The organism is Chryseobacterium tongliaonense, from assembly GCF_041224435.1.
GTDB lineage: Bacteria > Bacteroidota > Bacteroidia > Flavobacteriales > Weeksellaceae > Chryseobacterium > Chryseobacterium tongliaoense.
The window spans coordinates 87999-106807 of record NZ_JBGFFD010000002.1; the positions used below are offsets into that span (position 1 = coordinate 87999).

At 36.3% G+C, this 18809-nt stretch carries 16 protein-coding genes; 13 read left to right on the forward strand and 3 right to left on the reverse strand.

Annotated features, from left to right (window positions below):
- Position 1: 1 nt before the first annotated feature.
- The 13 genes from AB8P06_RS04750 to AB8P06_RS04810 all read left to right on the forward strand — a co-directional run bounded on the left by AB8P06_RS04750 (position 2) and on the right by AB8P06_RS04810 (position 16473).
- A complete protein-coding gene (locus AB8P06_RS04750) occupies positions 2-505 on the forward strand; it encodes a transposase (RefSeq protein ID WP_369838598.1) in 504 nt (167 codons plus the stop codon).
- Positions 506-690: 185 nt separating this feature from the next.
- Positions 691-1713 (forward strand): phage tail-like protein, encoded by a 1023-nt coding sequence (locus tag AB8P06_RS04755; RefSeq protein ID WP_369838601.1) that lies wholly within the window; start codon positions 691-693, stop codon positions 1711-1713.
- A 91-nt stretch (positions 1714-1804) separates the two neighbouring features.
- Complete coding sequence (locus tag AB8P06_RS04760; protein WP_369838604.1) at positions 1805-2575, forward strand: phage tail-like protein; 771 nt, start codon at positions 1805-1807, stop codon at positions 2573-2575.
- Between the two features lie 540 nt (positions 2576-3115).
- Entirely contained in the window at positions 3116-3736 is a 621-nt protein-coding gene (locus tag AB8P06_RS04765; protein ID WP_369838606.1) for a response regulator transcription factor, read from the forward strand.
- A gap of 179 nt (positions 3737-3915) precedes the next feature.
- On the forward strand, positions 3916-6912 hold the full coding sequence (locus tag AB8P06_RS04770) for a sensor histidine kinase (protein ID WP_369838609.1): 2997 nt from the start codon (positions 3916-3918) through the stop codon (positions 6910-6912).
- A 465-nt stretch (positions 6913-7377) separates the two neighbouring features.
- On the forward strand, positions 7378-8829 hold the full coding sequence (locus AB8P06_RS04775; protein WP_369838611.1) for an alpha-L-fucosidase: 1452 nt from the start codon (positions 7378-7380) through the stop codon (positions 8827-8829).
- A gap of 519 nt (positions 8830-9348) precedes the next feature.
- Positions 9349-10929 (forward strand): helix-turn-helix domain-containing protein, encoded by a 1581-nt coding sequence (locus tag AB8P06_RS04780; protein WP_369838614.1) that lies wholly within the window; start codon positions 9349-9351, stop codon positions 10927-10929.
- A 201-nt stretch (positions 10930-11130) separates the two neighbouring features.
- Entirely contained in the window at positions 11131-12183 is a 1053-nt protein-coding gene (locus AB8P06_RS04785; protein ID WP_369838616.1) for a phage tail-like protein, read from the forward strand.
- Between the two features lie 328 nt (positions 12184-12511).
- Positions 12512-13537 carry a phage tail-like protein gene (locus tag AB8P06_RS04790; protein WP_369838619.1) on the forward strand — a complete coding sequence of 342 codons (1026 nt, stop codon included), beginning with the start codon at positions 12512-12514 and terminating at the stop codon, positions 13535-13537.
- 343 nt (positions 13538-13880) lie between these two features.
- Positions 13881-14675 carry a GLPGLI family protein gene (locus AB8P06_RS04795; protein ID WP_369838621.1) on the forward strand — a complete coding sequence of 265 codons (795 nt, stop codon included), beginning with the start codon at positions 13881-13883 and terminating at the stop codon, positions 14673-14675.
- 41 nt (positions 14676-14716) lie between these two features.
- On the forward strand, positions 14717-15025 hold the full coding sequence (locus AB8P06_RS04800) for a hypothetical protein (protein ID WP_369838623.1): 309 nt from the start codon (positions 14717-14719) through the stop codon (positions 15023-15025).
- 202 nt (positions 15026-15227) lie between these two features.
- Positions 15228-16061, forward strand: coding sequence for a carboxylesterase family protein (locus AB8P06_RS04805; RefSeq protein ID WP_369838626.1), 834 nt, complete (start codon positions 15228-15230; stop codon positions 16059-16061).
- A 64-nt stretch (positions 16062-16125) separates the two neighbouring features.
- Complete coding sequence (locus AB8P06_RS04810; RefSeq protein WP_369838629.1) at positions 16126-16473, forward strand: nuclear transport factor 2 family protein; 348 nt, start codon at positions 16126-16128, stop codon at positions 16471-16473.
- A gap of 51 nt (positions 16474-16524) precedes the next feature.
- Here the strand turns inward: AB8P06_RS04810 and AB8P06_RS04815 are convergent, their stop codons facing one another.
- The 3 genes from AB8P06_RS04815 to arr all read right to left on the reverse strand — a co-directional run bounded on the left by AB8P06_RS04815 (position 16525) and on the right by arr (position 18527).
- Complete coding sequence (locus AB8P06_RS04815; protein WP_369838632.1) at positions 16525-17031, reverse strand: hypothetical protein; 507 nt, start codon at positions 17029-17031, stop codon at positions 16525-16527.
- Positions 17032-17254: 223 nt separating this feature from the next.
- Complete coding sequence (locus AB8P06_RS04820; RefSeq protein WP_369838635.1) at positions 17255-18109, reverse strand: helix-turn-helix domain-containing protein; 855 nt, start codon at positions 18107-18109, stop codon at positions 17255-17257.
- Positions 18110-18119: 10 nt separating this feature from the next.
- Positions 18120-18527, reverse strand: a complete 408-nt coding sequence (gene arr, locus AB8P06_RS04825) for an NAD(+)--rifampin ADP-ribosyltransferase (RefSeq protein ID WP_369840028.1) — start codon at positions 18525-18527, stop codon at positions 18120-18122.
- Between the last annotated feature and the right edge of the window lie 282 nt (positions 18528-18809).

Consider the following 18809-nt stretch of genomic DNA (forward strand, 5'->3'; position numbering starts at 1 on the left):
CATGGAAAGTTTAACGGCAAGCTATTTAACCAGGGCAGAAATATCGCTTTGCATCACAACACTGGTCTATTTTTTAATGAACGGAGCACAGATTTTTGAAACTTTTGTTTTTGTTCCGAAATGGGTATCATCACCTCCGGATCATTTTAAACTATTATTGGACGGTAAAGGTATAAGCCTTAAAATCTTCTGGATTGTATTTCATTCGCTTCACGAAATTACTTTCATTCTTGCCATTATATTCTGCTGGAAAATTGATCCCGTAAGAAACTGGCTTTTAATCCTTGTGGCGGTTCACATCGCAGTCAGAGTCTGGACTCTCGCTTTTTTCGCACCGAACATAATAGATTTCCAGAAAATAGCTGAGACACAGATACCTTCAAAAGATTTGATCGCAAGGACTTCCCTTTGGCAAACGCTCAATTATATCAGGGTGGCTGTTTTTATTGCAGTTTCTTTAGGATTTATTCCATTGTGCATTAAATTATTCAGCATGCGTCAGTAAAATACAGATCATAAAGACCTCAATCCAACAAAAGAGATGATACCTTTATGCTTTTAATAATATAGCAAGCCGGCATCAGTTTCTATAGTGTTTATAGTACATTGATGTCAAATAAATACTACAGTAAATATTTTGCTTTACTAATTAATGAAGATAATTTTGAGAAAACTTTGATGCTTAAAATTATGAAGAAAATTTTAGTAATTTCGTGTATGTTGGGGATGAAAATTCTACTATCCCAAGTAGGTATTAATACTTCTATCCCGAATGCAACATTAGATGTAACGGCAAAAACGACTGACGGAAGCAAGCCAGAAGGAATCCTTACCCCGAGACTTACAGGAGACCAGATTAAATCCGCCGACAGCCAATATACCAATTTACAGAGAGGAACATTGATATATGCCACTGCGGCAGTCACTGTTTCCAGTACAAAAACAGCCAATATCACCTCTGCAGGGTATTATTATTTCGATGGAAATATCTGGCAAAGGATCATGAATCAAAATTTAAACATGTATAATTCTGACGGTACACTTGAAGCCAACCGTACGGTAACAATGTCTGATAAAACACTGGCCTTCACCTCTACCGCGACTACCGGAACGAGCCAGTTTCAGGTGGATGGAAATACTTTAAATATTGATGCCGTAAATAACAGAATCGGAGTTGGTGTCGATGCACCTACAACAAAACTACATATTGACAACGGAACGACTCCCGGAGCTATAAGAATTGTGGATGGCACAGAAGGAGACGGAAAAATTCTGGTGTCAGATATGAATGGTGTCGGAACCTGGCGTGAAAGCAGCGGCGCAGCAACAGTTATCACGTCCAATGCAGGTCCCGTTACAAGCCTGCTGCCTGCGGGTACTATGAAATATACGGGCGCCAATGCAACCGTTAGCGTACCGGGATATTACATTATTTCTTCCCGCCTTATAACAGATAAGGTTCCCACAGGATGCGGAGGATTTCTTGCCTACAATTTAAGTCAGAGCCCTACTGCAGCCCTGAATAATGCCTTTCCGGTACAGGATGTGCATGTAACGGGATCTTTTGCCAACGATTTCATTTATACTTCCAATATTGCTTTCTTACAGGCCGGAACTTATTATATGCGGGTACGTACTGCAGCAGGCTGTACCACCAATAACACCAGAGGAGATCTGGCGCAGAACAGCTTTACGCTTACTTTATTAAAATAATCACCCCTTGTATATGCTTAACATTTTATTTCCATTCAGGATGTTCTGAAATGGAATGCAATATGTCATGTACCCAATACCATTTAAGATCATGCAAAAATTAATTTTATTAGTAAGTCTGTTAAGTTTCTCTGGTCTTTTTTCACAAACAGGCTTTAATACTGCCTCTCCAAATTCCACATTGGAAATAGCCTCAAAAACAACTGATGGCAGCAGACCTGAGGGGTTAAATGTTCCACGGCTTACCGGAGATCAGATAAAATCTGCAGACGCACAGTATACCGCAGCTCAGACCGGAATATTATTGTATGCTACTGCAGCTCCAACTACTCCAAGTACAAAAACCATCAATATCACCTCAGAAGGGTATTATTATTTTGATGGAAATATCTGGCAAAAAATAATCAACTGGAATGTAAATATTTATAATTCTGACGGAACCCTTCAGACTAACCGTACGGTAACCATGGCAGACAAAACCCTGAACTTCGTATCTGGTGCGTCTACCGGAACAAGCCACTTTCAAATCGATGGAAACACTTTAAACATTGATGCGGTTAACAACAAAATCGGATTGGGAACTGCAGGTCCCACAACGAGATTAGATATTAACAATGGTACTACTCCCGGGGCAGTCAGAATTGTTGACGGCACCCAGGCTGAAGGAAGAATTATGGTTTCTGACGCCAATGGAACGGGAACCTGGCGTGAAAGTACAGGAGCAGGAGCAAGTGTAGTCATTGATTCAGGTATCGGTGCTGTTACAAGCCTTTTACCGGCCGGTCCTATGAAATACCGGAGCCAGTGCCACTGTAACGATACCGGGATATTATATCATTACAACGCGTCTGATTACAGATAAAAGCCCTGCAGATTGCGGTGGATTTATTGCTTTTAATTTAAGCCAGAGCCCTACAACAGGATTAAATAATGCATTTCCCAATCAGGACAGTCATCTGGCAAGCGGGTATATTGGTTTTGATTTTATTTTCACATCAAATATCGCTTATTTACAGCCTGGAATTTATTATTTGCGGGTACGTATTGCGGGAGGCTGTACAGCCAACACCACCAGGTCTAATTTTGGAGAAAACAGTTTTACCCTGACCCTGTTAAAATAATATCGTCCTTTTCTCTTAAAATGCAAAATAAACACCGCAGGATTTTCTTGCTGTGTTTTATTTTCCGATATTATCATTATTTTAAATTTAATCAACTCATAAAGAAGAAACTTCAGCAAAAAACGAAATAGAAATTGGTATATTTGATGTTGAAAAAGAATACTCCAATACAAACAAAATTCAGGAGTAATAAGCGGAAAACTCAACGCCGAGACAGCTTTCTCAAAAATAAAAAACATCAAAGAAATAAGAGTAAAAATTACCTTATAAACGATCCGGATATGAATAAAAAAATACTGATTGCAGATGATCATTATGTAGTTAGATTGGGAACAGCAATGATTTTAGAAAATCAATTTCCCGATATTTCAATCGATTACGCAGAAAATTATGAGGAGGTAAAAACAAAACTATATACTGATAAATTTGACCTTATCATGCTTGATATCGATATGGAAGGAAGTACTTTTAAGCATATGATTAAAGAATTGAAAATGATTCAGGAAAATATCCGGATTATCATTTTTACTTCTTATAAAGAAAGTGCTGCTGTAGAATACATTCAGGAAGGCGCAGAAGGATATATCAATAAGCTGAGCAGTGAAAAAAATGTGATAAAAGCAGTACAGTCCGTTTTTGAAGACGGGTATTATTATTCTCCTAAACTGGTTAAAGAGCTTACATCCCGGCCACAGAAAAAAGATATTGCAAGTTTATTATCAGAGAGAGAACTCCAGGTCTTCAAGCTGTTGATAGAAGGGAATGGAAATTTAGAAATCTCCAATATTCTCGAAATTCACATGACCACGGCAAGCACCTACAAAAGAAGGGTTTATGCAAAATTAGGTGTGAATAACCTTGTTGATCTTCTGAAAGTTTCCAATAGCGGAAATTATCATTAAAACTTCACAAAACCACACCATCAGTTCCTAAATTATAGCCCATCAGATTTTAGCATCATGAATTCTGAAGATTGATTACCTATGTTTTTCATTAAATGTAATATAAATTTGACATCATCAAGAAAAATCACTATAAACTTGTAATATATTTGCTACATAAAATCCGTTAGCTGCCATTAATGAAATTATATTACATTATTTTCATATTATCTTCAATGTTCCTCCATGCTCAACGTTATACCTCACGATGGTACAGTATGGATGAAGGTCTCCCGCAAAACAGCATAAAAGATATTATAAAAGATAAATACGGGTTTATCTGGCTGTCAACAGATGGCGGCATTCTGAGATATGACGGAGCCGGTTTTTCGCTTCACAACAATTTTAAAATAAGCAATTCCAGTTTTGGAAATTTTCTGGGTACGGAGAATGGAGATATCATTTGTTTTAATAATAATGATGAAAACTGTGTTCTGATATCAGACAGAACGGTAAAAATGTTGCCCTATGGAAAAGTATCCAGAACAGTTTCAATAACCAATAATAAACAATATAAAAGGTATTATAAAAGCAGCTTTTTAAGCCGGTTTTTTCCGGAAACCAACTGTTATTATATAAAAACAAGTTCAGAAACCTATTTTTTTGACAATCATCACGTTATTTATAAAAACGCGAATGGATCAGAAAAAAAAATTCTGTCAGATTTCCCTTCGAAAAGCCTGATGTATGCTTTTGAGCAGAAAAATATTATTTATATCCCCGACCCACGAAACCGGAGAACGATCATATTGAAAAACGGTACTGTATCGTACGACAATAAGCCTTCTCTTTATAATGATCCTGAATCTAAAATATATTGGCATCAAGGGACTAAACAGGTTTTTGTAATCAACGACGGTGATATCTACATCAGTAAAATCAATGCCGGTAAGCCTGCCCTCACCTTCCTGATGCAATATAAAAAAATAGAAAAAGAACTTTTATACTGCATGTTTTATGATGAAGAATCTGATAAGTTTTATTTTGGAAACGTTGTGAAAGGGCTCAATATTGTTAATCTTTCTCAATTCTATATCCCACAAAAAAACATTCCGTTTTCCGGTGAGGTTGTGTATGAAGCTTTGCCTTTTACCTCAAATTCAATTATTTCAAAACAGGGCTTTGAATATTCCAAAGACAAAGTCAGTAAAATATATTCTGCTGATTTTAATTATGATAAACGGTATCTTCTCTACGACAATTCAAATAACCTTTTATACGTTGAGTTTAACAAGCTGCACAGAAGATACAGGGCTTCACACTATCAGAAGCATGATTCTATAAGTTTCCCGAACAGAAACGTTGAAGGATTATTTAAAATTAACAATCGCATTGTCATCAACATGGCAGACCGAAAATATGAATATTATAATCTGTATTGGTTTACCAGTGATGCCTTCAGAGAAGCAAGAAATATTTTCAGGTGTAAGGATAACATCAACTTTATAAAAGAATATAATCATGATTTGATATATATCGGAACGAGCAACGGGATCTATCTCCTGTCTCTTTCCCGGAATAAAATTCTGAAGCACCTGGCCAAAGACCTGCCGATAAAGGAAATTCAGCGGACAAAAGATGGAAATTACTGGTTTACCACTCACAATAAAGGATTTTATCTCCTGAAAAATGATAAAATAATCAGGATGCCGGATGATAAGGATGGCTATATTTCCGGCGCACACCATATACTGGAGGACCGCAACGGAGTTTTCTGGATCTCTTCCAATAACGGTTTATTCAAGGTTCCTGAAAAAATGCTTTTGAATTATGCCCGGAATAAAAACGCCAAAGTGATCTATTACAGGTATACCAAAGAAGACGGCTTCTTGAATAACGAATTCAACGGCAGCTCCAATCCAAGCGGTACCATTCTGGAAAACGGAGAATTTGTATTTCCTTCAATGGAAGGTTTTGTGTTTTTTAAACCAGATGGCATTAAAACCCATTATCCTGAAGGCAATCAATTACACATTGAAAAGGCCAGGATTGGAAAAAAAATGATCTATTTCAAAGATAACCTTAAGCTGGAAAGTGATTATAAAACTGCTGAGATTTTCATTGATATCCCCTACTTTCATAATATCGAGAATATTTACATCGAAAGCCTGTTGGAAAATAGCAGCAATAATAAATGGGAAGAAGTAAAAAAGGACAGAAAATATATTTTAAGCAATATTGCTCCCGGAAAATATAACCTGATCATCAGATTTCTGACATCTGAAAACGGAAAGTTTGCCTATAAAAAAATCCGGATAGAGATAAAGCCGTTTTTTTATCAGACCATGTGGTTTAAAATTCTGATCGGGCTGTCAGGAATAATTCTGGTTGTCATCATTGTACAGATCCGGACAAACTTCATCAGAATTATCAATAAAAAATTAAAACACAACCTTTACAGCAGGAATCAGGAGCTTAAAGAGACGACAGATACACTCGAAATGACAAGAAATAAGCTGAAAAATGAATCTGAATACCAGCAGAAAATAATGGAAAGCATCAGCCACGATATCACAACTCCGGTGAAATTTATTGCCCTGCTTTCCCAGAAACTCAGCGAAGCAGACGATCCCCTGGCCCAGAAAAAATATTTTGACGGTATTTATAAGACATCTGAACAGTTATTTAAGTTTACATTAGGACTGAAAGAATATACCGAATTGTATAAAGAGGAAAATACTTCAGAAGAAAAAGAATATTCATTATTTGAGGTAATAGAAGATAAAAAACTTCTTTTTGAAGAAATGGCATCTGAAAATAATACCACAATAGCCAACCTCTGTGACCCCGGCTTAAAAATAAAAACCAATAAAAATATACTTTCCACCATTCTGCATAATCTGATCGACAATGCCGTAAAAAATACCACAAAGGGGGAAATATCGATAGAAGCCACCACTAAAAATGAAATGTTGGAAATCACCATATCCGATACCGGAAAAGGAATGTCTCAAACCCAGATAGCCTATTATTCGCAGGTTTTTGAAAGAATGGAATCTGAAAATTTTGTATATAAAAATTATGGTCTGGGATTACATATGGTGATCCAGCTGAGTAAAAAACTCAATGCAAAAATAAGCTTCCATGAAAATACATTAAAAGGAACCGTCGTAAAAATTATTCTAAAGGTCGATTAATCATGAAGAAAAATCAGGGTTATAAGATCCGGTTATACAAGCAAAAAACATCAGACCTGGGATCTGATGTGAAATGATGGGAGTAATGGGGAACATACGCACCATCGTGTTTTTAGAATCGCGCATATTGATCTTTTTTTAAGCTTCAGAAATAGTCTTCTGTATTCAAACAGATCAATCAAAAAACAATAGTCATGATGAGGTTGCTACTGTTTTCCGGAATGATAATTCCTCTGAATAAAAGTCCCAATACACACTTGGGCAAAAGTATTTAATAATCTTAAATTTCCCATAATCAGGTCTGTACTAAAAAAATGATACGCATGTCATAATTTTCGTACAATAAGGTCATTATTTTTCAGTACAGGGTTTATTTTTCAGGCAGGATATGACCAATAAAAATAAGGGACAGAGAAGGCTTTCTAATGGTTATTATTTGTAATTTGGTACGATCTAAGCCAGACTATGAAACCATTTTTGATTCTTTTTCTCACATTATCAATAGCCATTTATGCCCAGACACCTCCTGAACCATATGGTCCGCTCCCTTCAAAAAGACAGCTCGCTTGGCATGATCTTGAAGTCTATGGCTTAATTCATTTTACACCTACAACATTTGAGAACAAGGAATGGGGTTTTGGTGATGCTGATCCGAAAACATTCAATCCTACAGATTTTAATGCAGACCAGATTATCAAAGCAGCAAAAGCTGGTGGTTTAAAAGGAATTATCCTCGTTGCCAAGCACCACGATGGTTTTGCGTTGTGGCCGACAAAAACAACAGAATACAATATCAGTAAAAGTCCGTTCAGGGCAGGAAAAGGAGATCTGGTAAAAGAAATCGAACAGGCTGCACACAAAAACGGTTTAAAATTTGGCGTTTACTGTTCTCCCTGGGACAGAAACAATGCCCTTTATGGAACCGATCAATATCTGGCTGTTTACCAGGCTCAGCTAAAAGAACTGTATACTGATTATGGTGAACTGTTTATGAGCTGGCATGACGGGGCCAATGGTGGTGATGGCTATTATGGAGGAGCAAAAGAAAAACGTTCGATAGATAACACAACCTATTACGACTGGAATAATACCTGGGCCATTACCCGCAAAATGCAGCCAATGGCGAATATCTTCAGTGATATTGGCCCGGATATACGCTGGGTTGGCAATGAAGACGGGCATGCAGCACCAACTTCATGGGCAACTTTTACCCCTATGGCTCCGGATGGAAAAAACGCAGCAGTTCCCGGTCAGGCAAATTACCCGCAAAGTCCCGAAGGAATCAGGAACGGTAAATTCTGGATGCCTGCCGAATGTGATGTCCCTTTAAGAAACGGATGGTTTTATCATGCCAATGAAAAGCCCAAAACTCCGGAAGCATTATTCGACCTGTATCTAAAAAGTGTTGGCCGGGGCGCAGGTTTAGACCTTGGCTTAGCGCCTGATACCCGTGGCCTGCTTCATGAAGATGATATAGCTGCACTGAAACGTTTCGGTGATATGGTTAAACATACGTTCCAAAATAACCTGGCCCAAAAAGCAAAAATTACCGCAAGCAACAGTCGGGGCAAAAAATATGATGTTTCAAGGTTGGTTGACAGCAATAAAGAGAGCTACTGGGCTACAGCAGACGATATTCATCAGGCAAGCTTAGAAATCGATTTAAAAACAGCTGAAACTTTCGATATCATCAGTTTACAGGAATACATTGCTTTGGGTCAGCGAATAGAAGCTTATTCCGTTGAGGTATTTGAAAACAATGCATGGAAAAAAGTTTACGACGGTACCAGCATCGGTGCCAAACGGTTAATTAAACTGGAAAGCCCGGTTACTTCAGATAAAATAAAGATAAACATCACGAAATCTCCTGTTTGCATTACTTTGAGTGAGATCGGGATTTACAGAACGGCGAATTGATGATCATAACATCAGCATTTTACATCTAAAACCGTTTAATATCTGAATCGGGATATTTTATTTATAGCCCTTTACATCACTTTCTGATGAGCGTTCGTCTTTAATTTTGCCCAGTGCCGAATTCCCCATCTTGTCATAAGATAGGATAATTAATTCATAGCCGGGACCGATTCCTCTTTTTCATAATTCCTGCAAATTATTTCATTTCAAACTCTGGCAAAAATTAATGATTATTAATGTAGAAACCCGATTTTATGACCATTTAAACTTAAAAAAAGTATAATTTTGCAGAAATATGAAAAATTACTTTAAATAATGGTACAACTCCCTTAAATCTATATTCTTTAAAGCCATAATTTGAACATCATCTTTTAGTTTAATAACAACGTCATCTGAGAGACTCAAGTATTCTCAGATCAATTTTAATTGCTTAACCATAACTAACCATTTAAAGAGCTACAATCTTTAAAAGGCCCTGCTATATTATAATAACTGAAAATATTTCTAAAATACAATCATATGAAAAAACTCTTTTTTATTTTAACTCTTTTATCCTGCCTGTTGGTATATGCCCAGGATTTAACTGCTTATAATAAATTATATAACAAGACCTATTTAGAAACAGCCAATAAAGATTTCAAAAAAGCACTGTATATTGCTGATTCTTTATATAAGGTTTCTGAAACGCCGACCCTTCAGGCAAAAAGTTTAATGCTTTCTGCTAACCTTTACAGAGATGCGAAAGATTTTAAGAAAGCATTATTGTACGCCGAAAAAGCGGAAACAATTATTGAGAAAACGGATAATTTAAACTGGCAGGCACGGATCTCTCTCTTTTTAGCCGGCCAGTATCGTGGTGTTGAACTCTACAGCCAGTCAAAAAAATATGCGCAAAAAACACTCGAAACAGGTAAAATGATTAAGGATACGTTAATAGCACATAAAATCCAGGGATTAATTCTGCAAGAAATGGCTTATTACGAAATGGATCAAAAAAATTACAAGAAATCCAATCAGTATATTCAACAATCTCAGCTTCATTTCAATAATATTACAAAAGAAAAAGATTTTTTTACTGCTGATAACGAACAGATGCTTGGTTCCAATTATTACAATCTGAAAAATATTAAAGCTTCTTTATTTCATTATAAGAAGGCTTTAAATTTAGTTAAAAATGTTCCCGAAAATGAAACTACAGGATATATTTACAATGGCCTGGCTGATGTATACTTAGAAAAAAATGACGCGTTAAAAGCCAAAGAATATCTGGACCTCGCCAAGAAAGTATCTGAAAAAACAGAGAACCTGGAACTTAAGAAGGAAGTTTATGATACAGAAAAGAAATATTATTTACAGACTGAAAATATTGAAAAATTAAAAGTCATAGACCAGAGAAAAGATACATTAGAGAAAAAAATAGCATCAAAGACCCGCCAGTTTATCGATGAATCCTATACCAATCTTGATAAGAAAATAGTAAAGACAGAGAACAAAAGCATTCAGAAAAACTATCTTATTGTATTTGTCCTGGTTCTTCTCATTATTATACTGATCCTTTATATACGTTCTAAAATACAACAAAAAGAGAATATTGAGAAGTTCAGGCAGATATTAGAAAAAGCCAATGAAAAGCCTAAAACTGAAAATATCATTAGCTTAAGCGCAGATATCGTACCGGTACCTCAGATAGAAAGCAGCGCTCCGCTCGTAATGATGACCTCTGAGACCGAACAAAAACTTCTTGCAAGGCTGAAAAAGTTTGAAAAATCCAATCTTTTCAATAATAAGAATATCTCTCTCCCCTATCTTGCCGGCCATTTTGAAACCAATACCAAATACCTTTCCTATGTAATCAATACTCATAAAAAGAAAGATTTCAACAATTACATCAATGAATTGAGGATTAATTACATCATAGAAAAGCTTAAAAATGATTCTCAGTACAGAAACTATAAAATGGCATCTCTCGCTGATGAAGTAGGGTTTTCTTCACACAGCAAATTCACCAAAGTATTTAAAAAAGAAACCTCTTTATCTCCTTCTTTATTTATAAAATACCTGCAGGAAGAAATTGCAGAAACAAAAAGAATAAGAGTCTAAAAAGCAATCGATTACACACCTTATATACCTTGTTTTTTTCCCGAAAAAGACAAGGTATTATCTTTTTATCCGGCAATAGGAGCGCTACTTTTGTCAGGCTTTTAGCAATCAACGCTCAGGAAATTTTTAACCCATGAATACATGTTATTGCTAACCGAATCCTCCAAACATTTTACAATAAAACGTTTAGAATATTACAAAATGAAAAAAATTCTATTGCCTTTATTAATTCCTTATGGGATTTTCGCCCAAGTTGGTATTAATACTTCTACTCCTTCAGCAACCTTTGATATAACGGCAAAAAATTCTACAGGAACAAGCACGGCAACAGACGGTATATTGATTCCGAGAATTGACCGGCAAAGAGCCCAAAGCATGACCGGAGTTACCGCTTCTACACTTATTTATGTTGATAGCGTAGCCACCGGAACACCAACAGGAACTGCAGTCAATATCGATAACACCGGCTTTTATTTTTTTGACGGAACCGCATGGGTGAAACTGAATTCCAATATTTATAATTCCGACGGAATCCTTACAGAAAACAGAACGGTCACACAGGCTGGTAATACACTGACCTTCAACGGAACATCTCCTAATTCTTTTTCAGTAGCCGGATCTACATTTTCCGTAGATGCAGCCAATAACAGAGTGGGAATAGGAACCAGCACTCCTACAGCAAAAATAGAAGTAGCATCGGGAGTAGCGGGAAGTTCGGGATTAAAATTTACCGATATCAATAATAATACTGCTCCTACATCCAATACTTCACCCCTTGGGATTGATGCCAATGGAAATGTTGTGGTACAAAGCTCGGTAACTACATCATTCAGGTCATTTAACATCAATGCGACTACCCCTGCCAGTTCTGCTGTTGCCATAGGCTCTTTAGAGTTCAGATACCCTGCTACCACCTGCACAAATGTAGCTTCTTATATCCAGGTAAGAACAACGACAGGAACTAATAATACAGGTATTATTCATGGAATTTACAGGACGGCACAGAATGGTTCTGCATTCATCGATAGCGTTCCTTTAACGATAACTCCTACGTTTGCCAATATAGGAGCAGGCATTCCGGGTAATCCCAATCCTGCCATGATTCCCGTTAACTGTACACAAGACGGCCACGCACAGTTTACTTTCTTTTCTTATGTAGATAAAACTTTCTATAGGGTAAGTTTTCACATAGCAGACGGAGACGGACTTGGCTTTGGGGCATTGGGGTATATTTTTATAGAACTTCAAAGATAATTCCCATCTCATTTATCTGATAACACAACTGTCTATTATAATTGCCGGTAAAACCAAAACTTTCATTTATGCCCGAAAATGGTTTATCCTCATTAAACTTTTTAATGAATTTACGATTCCGGAAACACAATGATTTTTAACCATGCAGAAATTCCCTCGATTCTGTCTGCAGGTTATTCCACATGGCTGGAGCATTCCGGCCATGTTTATAAGAAGCTTAACAAACACAAAAATGACCAAAATCAGTAAGCGGACTCAGTGAAAACCCTATCACAATTTCTTCCCGTTTCCATTTGTTTTAAGAATGAATCTTTAAAAATATAAAACAATGAACAGAATTAATTTATTATCATGCCTTTTGTTGGCTCAATTGTTTTTTTCCCAGGTAGGCATTAATACAAGTTCTTCAAAAGCAACTCTGGATGTAACAGCAAAAACTACTGATGGAAGCAGGCCGGAAGGGCTTATTGCACCCAGGCTTACAGGAGATCAGATCAAAGCCGGTGATGCGCAGTATATGGCAGACCAGAAAGGAAGTATTATCTACGCTACTTCTGCAGTAGGAACAGCATCCGCAAAAACAATCAACATTACAACGGAAGGGTATTATTTTTTTGACGGAAATGTCTGGCAAAAAATAAACAACGGAACACCGGACATCAATATTTATAAAGATGACGGAACACTTACATCGGACAGAACAGTAACAATGGCTGACAAAAATCTTTCTTTTACCTCTTCTGCCACTACCGGAACCAGCCATTTTCAGATCGATAACACCACACTGAATGTAGATGCTGTGAATAACAGAGTGGGTTTAGGTACCGCAGCTCCCGCTACAAGATTAGATATCAACAACGGAACAACTCCGGGGGCAATTAAAATTGCAGATGGAACTCAGGCTGAAGGAAGGGTTTTAGTTTCTGATGCCAATGGTACAGGTACTTGGCGTGACACTACCGGTTCTGCCCTTATCGTTAACTCAACAACGGGTACTAATGTTAATATTTTGGGTACGATGACCTATACGGGGGCAAATGCTGTTGTTACGGTTCCCGGATATTATATTGTTTCACCACGCCTCATCACCAACAAAAGCCCGGTGGGTTGCGGAGCTTTTATTGCCTACAATCTAAGCAAAAGTGCAACAGCCTATGTAAGCCCTGCATTTCCTTCACAGGACATCCACATGGCTACAGGAACCGGAAGCTTTGACTTTATTTATACTTCAAATATAGCCTACCTGACAGCCGGAACTTATTATATGCAGGTAAGATGCGCTGCCGGCTGTACTACTAATACATCAAGGAATACTTTTGCAGAAAATAGTTTCACCCTGACTTTATTAAAATAACAGATAATTTTTATCTTAAACAAGGTTCGTATAATTTTTCTTAGTAGGGTATCTCCTGTGTTTGCAAAGTCAAATGCAGGAGATTTTATTAATGACTTTTATTTGTAAAAGGTCATCTGTTTAAATTACAATATAACAATCCGGGTTTATAAACCTGTATTACAAACTGTCATAAAGGTTTATGAACAGGAGACTGATTGCATAAAAAATAAATGAAAATTTTTCATAAAAGTTTTGAAATTTTAGAATAAAAATTTAGATTTGCAATACACGGGTAAGGGATTTAATCTTATAAATTATAGATATATTTTAATTAATTACTCCGAATCCTATTTATCAGAAAATGAAACACAAATTACTATCAGTCTTACTTATTTTAAGCTTTTTCTTTTCATCTGCACAGAATAATCTGGCCAAATTAGAAGTCAGGTATAATATGAAATTCATTCCGGATAGTACAAATAAAAATAATGCCTCCTATGCAGAAGTTACATTATTATGTAATGAAAATGAGTCACTTTATTTTAGCCGTGATGCTAAAAAATATTATGATTATCTCTATCAGAAATCAAAAGAAATGGTTGGCGGGAAAATTAACTTAGGAACTCTTCCGGCCTATCCAAAAGTGAGAGGTAACGTCTATAAAAGCGGGAATATTATTACTTCTACCCTACCCGTAAGTAAATACAATTATTCATTTGAAGAGCCGCAGCTTAAATGGGAATTATTAAATGAAACCAAGACCATTGACGGAATGAAATGTAATCTGGCCAAAACTGTAACTGATACAGGAGATACATTCTTTGCATGGTATACTCAACAATATTTATTTTCGGAAGGTCCATTCAGGTTTAAAGGCCTTCCCGGCTTAATAATAAAGCTTTACAACAAAAATAATACGGTAACAATTGATGCTGTAGAAATTAAAAAATCTTCAGAAATAATAGAGCCTCTTTCTTTAGGCAGCGTTATCAAATTAAAATCTAAAGATGAATTTCTAAAAGCCCGAAAAACATATTACGAGAATCCTAATATTAATACTTTCGGCGACAACATCATCATTACAGATGATCGGGGTACTGATTATACCAAAAGAAGAAAAGAACAGCTGTCTTCGCAAAACGTATTTCTTGATTAGTCTTCATTAATAAAAACTTTTAATTATATAAATTTTTAACTATGAAAAAATTATTTCTATTAGGAGCATTGACATTTGCTTCACTGGCATTCGCAGGCACAACTGAAACAAAAACAGAATCTTATGCTAAATTTGAGCAATCTATGAACGTTCAGAATTTATCTGTAAAAATGCTGTTAAAAAACTGGTATGTTGTTGAGTTTGATTTACCTTGTGGTGGTGGTCATATGACTGTTACTTTCTCAAGTGAATATGCTGATGGAAGCCAGGCTTTTATTGATGACTTAGCAAATGCTGTTAACAGTGGTGCTTCTCAAGGTTGCCAATATAAAGATCAATTTGGCTTATAAAAAACGAAAAAACGTCCTCAATTGAGGACGTTTTTGTTGTTGATGACAGATTAAATTAAAGGGAATTCAATTGGATTCTCTTTTTAGTTTATATTTAACTATTGATATATTATTATCTATAGAAAATCAGATAAATTATAATGTGATACATCAAAGAAATAAATGCTCCTATTTTTGTTGACAAAAAATTTTATATAACCATATGAACAGATATTTAAAAACTGTATGTGTATTTTCTTTTATTCTGATGATTTCAAATTATTTAAATGCACAGAATAAAAGCTCAGACAATTTGAAAGTCGACAGTGTGACCTTTTTTGAAACAAGAGCTATACTCAATCAAATACCAACCCATGATTTTCAGAAATTGATTTATAAACACAACGGAAAAGAATTACCCTACAGGCTTCTGCTTCCCAAAAAGTATAATGCAGCAGAAAAATATCCTGTGGTTATTACTTTTCATAATTCCACAAGGATAGGAAATGATAATGAAAAACAGCTGGAACCTTTATCAAGAATCTGGCTCAGAGAAGAAATTTACAGCCAATACAATTGTTTTGTCATTGCCCCGCAATTTAATGAACGCTCTTCAAATTATTTTAAAAATGAAAATGGAGTTTTGGAATCAAAACCCGGCAATGATGTCCAATTAGTCCTGGAATTACTTAAAGAGATCGAAACTCAATATAATATTGACCAGTCAAGGATCTATTTAGTCGGGTATTCAATGGGGGCATCTACAGCTCAAAACCTTATGGCTTTAGCTCCGCAAAAATTTGCAGCAATGGTTTCTATCGCCGCAGTACCCGATTTTTCAAATCTGTCAGCATGGAAAAACAAAAGCATATTACTAATTCACGGACAAAACGATACTGAAAACCCCTATACCGGAAGCTCAGAATTATATGCAAAGCTGTCGGGTAATAAGAAGTTAACTTTTAAAACCTACACTCAACTTGATCACAATAATATCACCATCCCACTCCTTCTAAATGGTGAAATCCCCAAATGGCTTTTTAAGCAGCACCAATAAAGCCTTAACCAGGAAAAATATATGCCCGTTAATATCATTATCTAAATTAAATACAATTTGTCTTATGGATGCTAAAAAATTTGCTGAACTCTGGATCAATTCATGGAACTCTCATAATCTCGACGATATATTAAACCATTATGCCGATGATATAGAAATCACGACGCCTATGATAAAAATCGCTTTAGGTTCCGGAGAAGGCTCTCTTAAAGGGAAAGAAGCTGTTGGCGATTATTGGAGGAAGGCTCTCGATAAAATCCCCGATCTGCATTTTGAGCTTTATGAAGTTACGCAAGGTATCCATTCAGTTGTCCTGTATTATAAATCTGTGATGGATAAAAATGCCATTGAAGTCATGTTTTTTAATGCGGAAGGGAAAGTTCAAAGGATGTATGCATATTATACAGAGTAAACATCAATCCTGTTCAGGAACCTGCATCATTACCATTATTAATGGAGCCCGTTAAGGCTCCATGTAAACCGATGTCGGCTTATTAATTTTCTTTTGTCTGATAAACTGATAAACAGAACCTCCGATAAAAAGAACAAAAAGAATCAGAAGTGTTTTACCGATGACCGGATCACTGATATCTTTAGCCAAAGAATGCCCTATCGGAACACGTGTAAACGTTTCATTGACAGTCGGTACCAGTGACAGAAAAAAGCTGAAAGACAGTAAAAAATTCTCAAAATACCGTGCTTTTATGTTTCCTTTCTTCCTTGAATAAAGAAAATAAGCCACGGATACCAAAAGAATGATAAACAGGGAAAAAATATGCCCCGGATTAAAACCTCCGTGTTTTGAAATGCCCAATGCTGTTACCGAAGTAACCATCGTTCCGTAAAAATATACTTTTCCCGATAATACGCTCAAATTGATTTTACCGTATTTGATAAATCCTGTTAATGCACCTGCAAGTGCAGCAATGCCGATAAGGGTGTGAAAAATTCCTAAAACTGATAGTCCCATCTTTATGATATTTTTAATTAAATTATTCTGTTACAAAAAATATTGATGCCCGAGAGCCTATGAACCTTATTAAGATTTGAATCTTCTGAAGGAACAGTGCAAAATTGCAACAGAAAGAAGGGAATAACTTTGTGAATCAGTTCAATTATTTGGTATTTTGGTCCATAAAGAAGACCTTAAAATTAAGGTCAGTAATTTTTAAAATATGGGAATAAAGAACCTGTTATTTCTTTTTCAGGCTCTGACGATAGTCTCTGGGCGTAAGATGGTATTTGTCGCTGAAGCTCCTGGTAAAATTCGCAAGATCGTTGAATCCGCAATTAAATGCAATTTCAGTAATACGCTGGTCAGAAACCAGGAGCAGTTCGGCCGCTTTTTCAAGCTTTTTATTTTTAATATAATTGGCAGGTGTATCATTATATAGCTTTGCAAACTCTCTTTTGAATGAAGACAGACTTAAATTATTTTGCTCTGCCAGCTGCTCAATCGTTAGTTGTGAAAAAAGATTGGCTTCAATAATCTGCTTAAAAGTATAAGTCACCGGAGAAAAAAGCTGCGACAATATGAGCTGCACCGCTTCCGCATTTTGTGTCTGGGACAGCAACAGGATAATTTCCTTGAGTTTAAGGACCAGGATATCTTCATTGACCAGTGACGGATTTTCAAAGTAAAACAATAATCCTTCAATGTATTTCTGAATCAGAAAATCGTTGTTTATTTTTTCATTTGATTTATTTGAAATTACATTCCTGGGTGTCTGAAGCAATAATGGCAATTCCCTGTCATAAATTTTCTTCAGTATATCCGGATAGAAGGTAACAATTACGATCTCACATTTACTTTCCGGATCTGAATTGTGTATATGTTTTCCGGAACTGATACAATTCAGCAATAAAGAATAATCCGCAGGGATATTGATCTCCTTATGATCTCCTTTATATTGGAACTCACCTTGTAAAACGTATAGAAAACAGGCCTGCTCAGTAACAGGAAAATCAAACCTGAATGGTGGCGCTAATGCAATCTTTTGCATGAATGTCTTCCCAAACAGGTCGTATTTTTTATAATCGTTTACCATGATCCCGGGACTAATTGATGATTTTGCCTTCGTTGTTCTCTAATTTTTCACGGAATTTCTGGAGCTCTTCGGGGCTTGGTTTAACCCAATCTTCTGCTTCTCCAATGATTTTTAATGGTGCTTCCGAGCGATAGGAACGGGTTGGATTCCCCGGAAATTTTTTATCTGTCAGGTTCGGGTCATTTTCATAATTCCCTGTCGGCTCAACAATATATACGCGCTCACGTCCGTCCCCTTTTGCCAATGCAGCGGCAAGCCCTGCCCCGTTAACCAGGGCTGTGAAATAAATATGATTCATTTTGAATTCATCCTTATAATTAGAATGACCGCCTGCCATCAGTAAATCACCAACCTTCAAATCTGCTTTCGTGCCATGATAAAAAGGGCCTTTGTCTGAAGGGTTTCCTTTAAACAGCATCGCCAGTTCAGAATTTTCTTTTGACTTTTCTGTGTCACCTAAATCTTCATAGCATCTGGCAATATTTGAATAAAGGGAAGGCAGGGCACTTTTAACGGTATCATCATTTATTTTTAAAGCGTATTCTAAAGCTGTTTCCAGCCATCTTAACTGGTCAGAGACTGTTTTCTGATGCCGGGATATGTAATGAGCCGAAAGAAATTTTTCGAGATCATTGGCTGCCTCGTTCCAGCCTTGCATAAATAGCTTGATTGCTTCGTCAGGTTTGCCGTTTTCTTCCAT

Excerpts from the sequence above, each read along its gene's own strand:
- AB8P06_RS04815 (WP_369838632.1), bottom strand. The coding sequence starts at position 17,031 with ATGGGACTATCAGTTTTAGGAATTTTTCACACCCTTATCGGCATTGCT.
- AB8P06_RS04790 (WP_369838619.1), top strand. The coding sequence starts at position 12,512 with ATGAACAGAATTAATTTATTATCATGCCTTTTGTTGGCTCAATTGTTT.
- AB8P06_RS04780 (WP_369838614.1), top strand. The coding sequence starts at position 9,349 with ATGAAAAAACTCTTTTTTATTTTAACTCTTTTATCCTGCCTGTTGGTA.
- arr (WP_369840028.1), bottom strand. The coding sequence starts at position 18,527 with ATGCTGTTTAAAGGAAACCCTTCAGACAAAGGCCCTTTTTATCATGGC.
- AB8P06_RS04805 (WP_369838626.1), top strand. The coding sequence starts at position 15,228 with ATGAACAGATATTTAAAAACTGTATGTGTATTTTCTTTTATTCTGATG.
- AB8P06_RS04765 (WP_369838606.1), top strand. The coding sequence starts at position 3,116 with ATGAATAAAAAAATACTGATTGCAGATGATCATTATGTAGTTAGATTG.
- AB8P06_RS04770 (WP_369838609.1), top strand. The coding sequence starts at position 3,916 with ATGAAATTATATTACATTATTTTCATATTATCTTCAATGTTCCTCCAT.
- AB8P06_RS04750 (WP_369838598.1), top strand. The coding sequence starts at position 2 with ATGGAAAGTTTAACGGCAAGCTATTTAACCAGGGCAGAAATATCGCTT.
- AB8P06_RS04795 (WP_369838621.1), top strand. The coding sequence starts at position 13,881 with ATGAAACACAAATTACTATCAGTCTTACTTATTTTAAGCTTTTTCTTT.
- AB8P06_RS04785 (WP_369838616.1), top strand. The coding sequence starts at position 11,131 with ATGAAAAAAATTCTATTGCCTTTATTAATTCCTTATGGGATTTTCGCC.
- AB8P06_RS04800 (WP_369838623.1), top strand. The coding sequence starts at position 14,717 with ATGAAAAAATTATTTCTATTAGGAGCATTGACATTTGCTTCACTGGCA.
- AB8P06_RS04775 (WP_369838611.1), top strand. The coding sequence starts at position 7,378 with ATGAAACCATTTTTGATTCTTTTTCTCACATTATCAATAGCCATTTAT.
- AB8P06_RS04760 (WP_369838604.1), top strand. The coding sequence starts at position 1,805 with ATGCAAAAATTAATTTTATTAGTAAGTCTGTTAAGTTTCTCTGGTCTT.
- AB8P06_RS04755 (WP_369838601.1), top strand. The coding sequence starts at position 691 with ATGAAGAAAATTTTAGTAATTTCGTGTATGTTGGGGATGAAAATTCTA.
- AB8P06_RS04820 (WP_369838635.1), bottom strand. The coding sequence starts at position 18,109 with ATGGTAAACGATTATAAAAAATACGACCTGTTTGGGAAGACATTCATG.
- AB8P06_RS04810 (WP_369838629.1), top strand. The coding sequence starts at position 16,126 with ATGGATGCTAAAAAATTTGCTGAACTCTGGATCAATTCATGGAACTCT.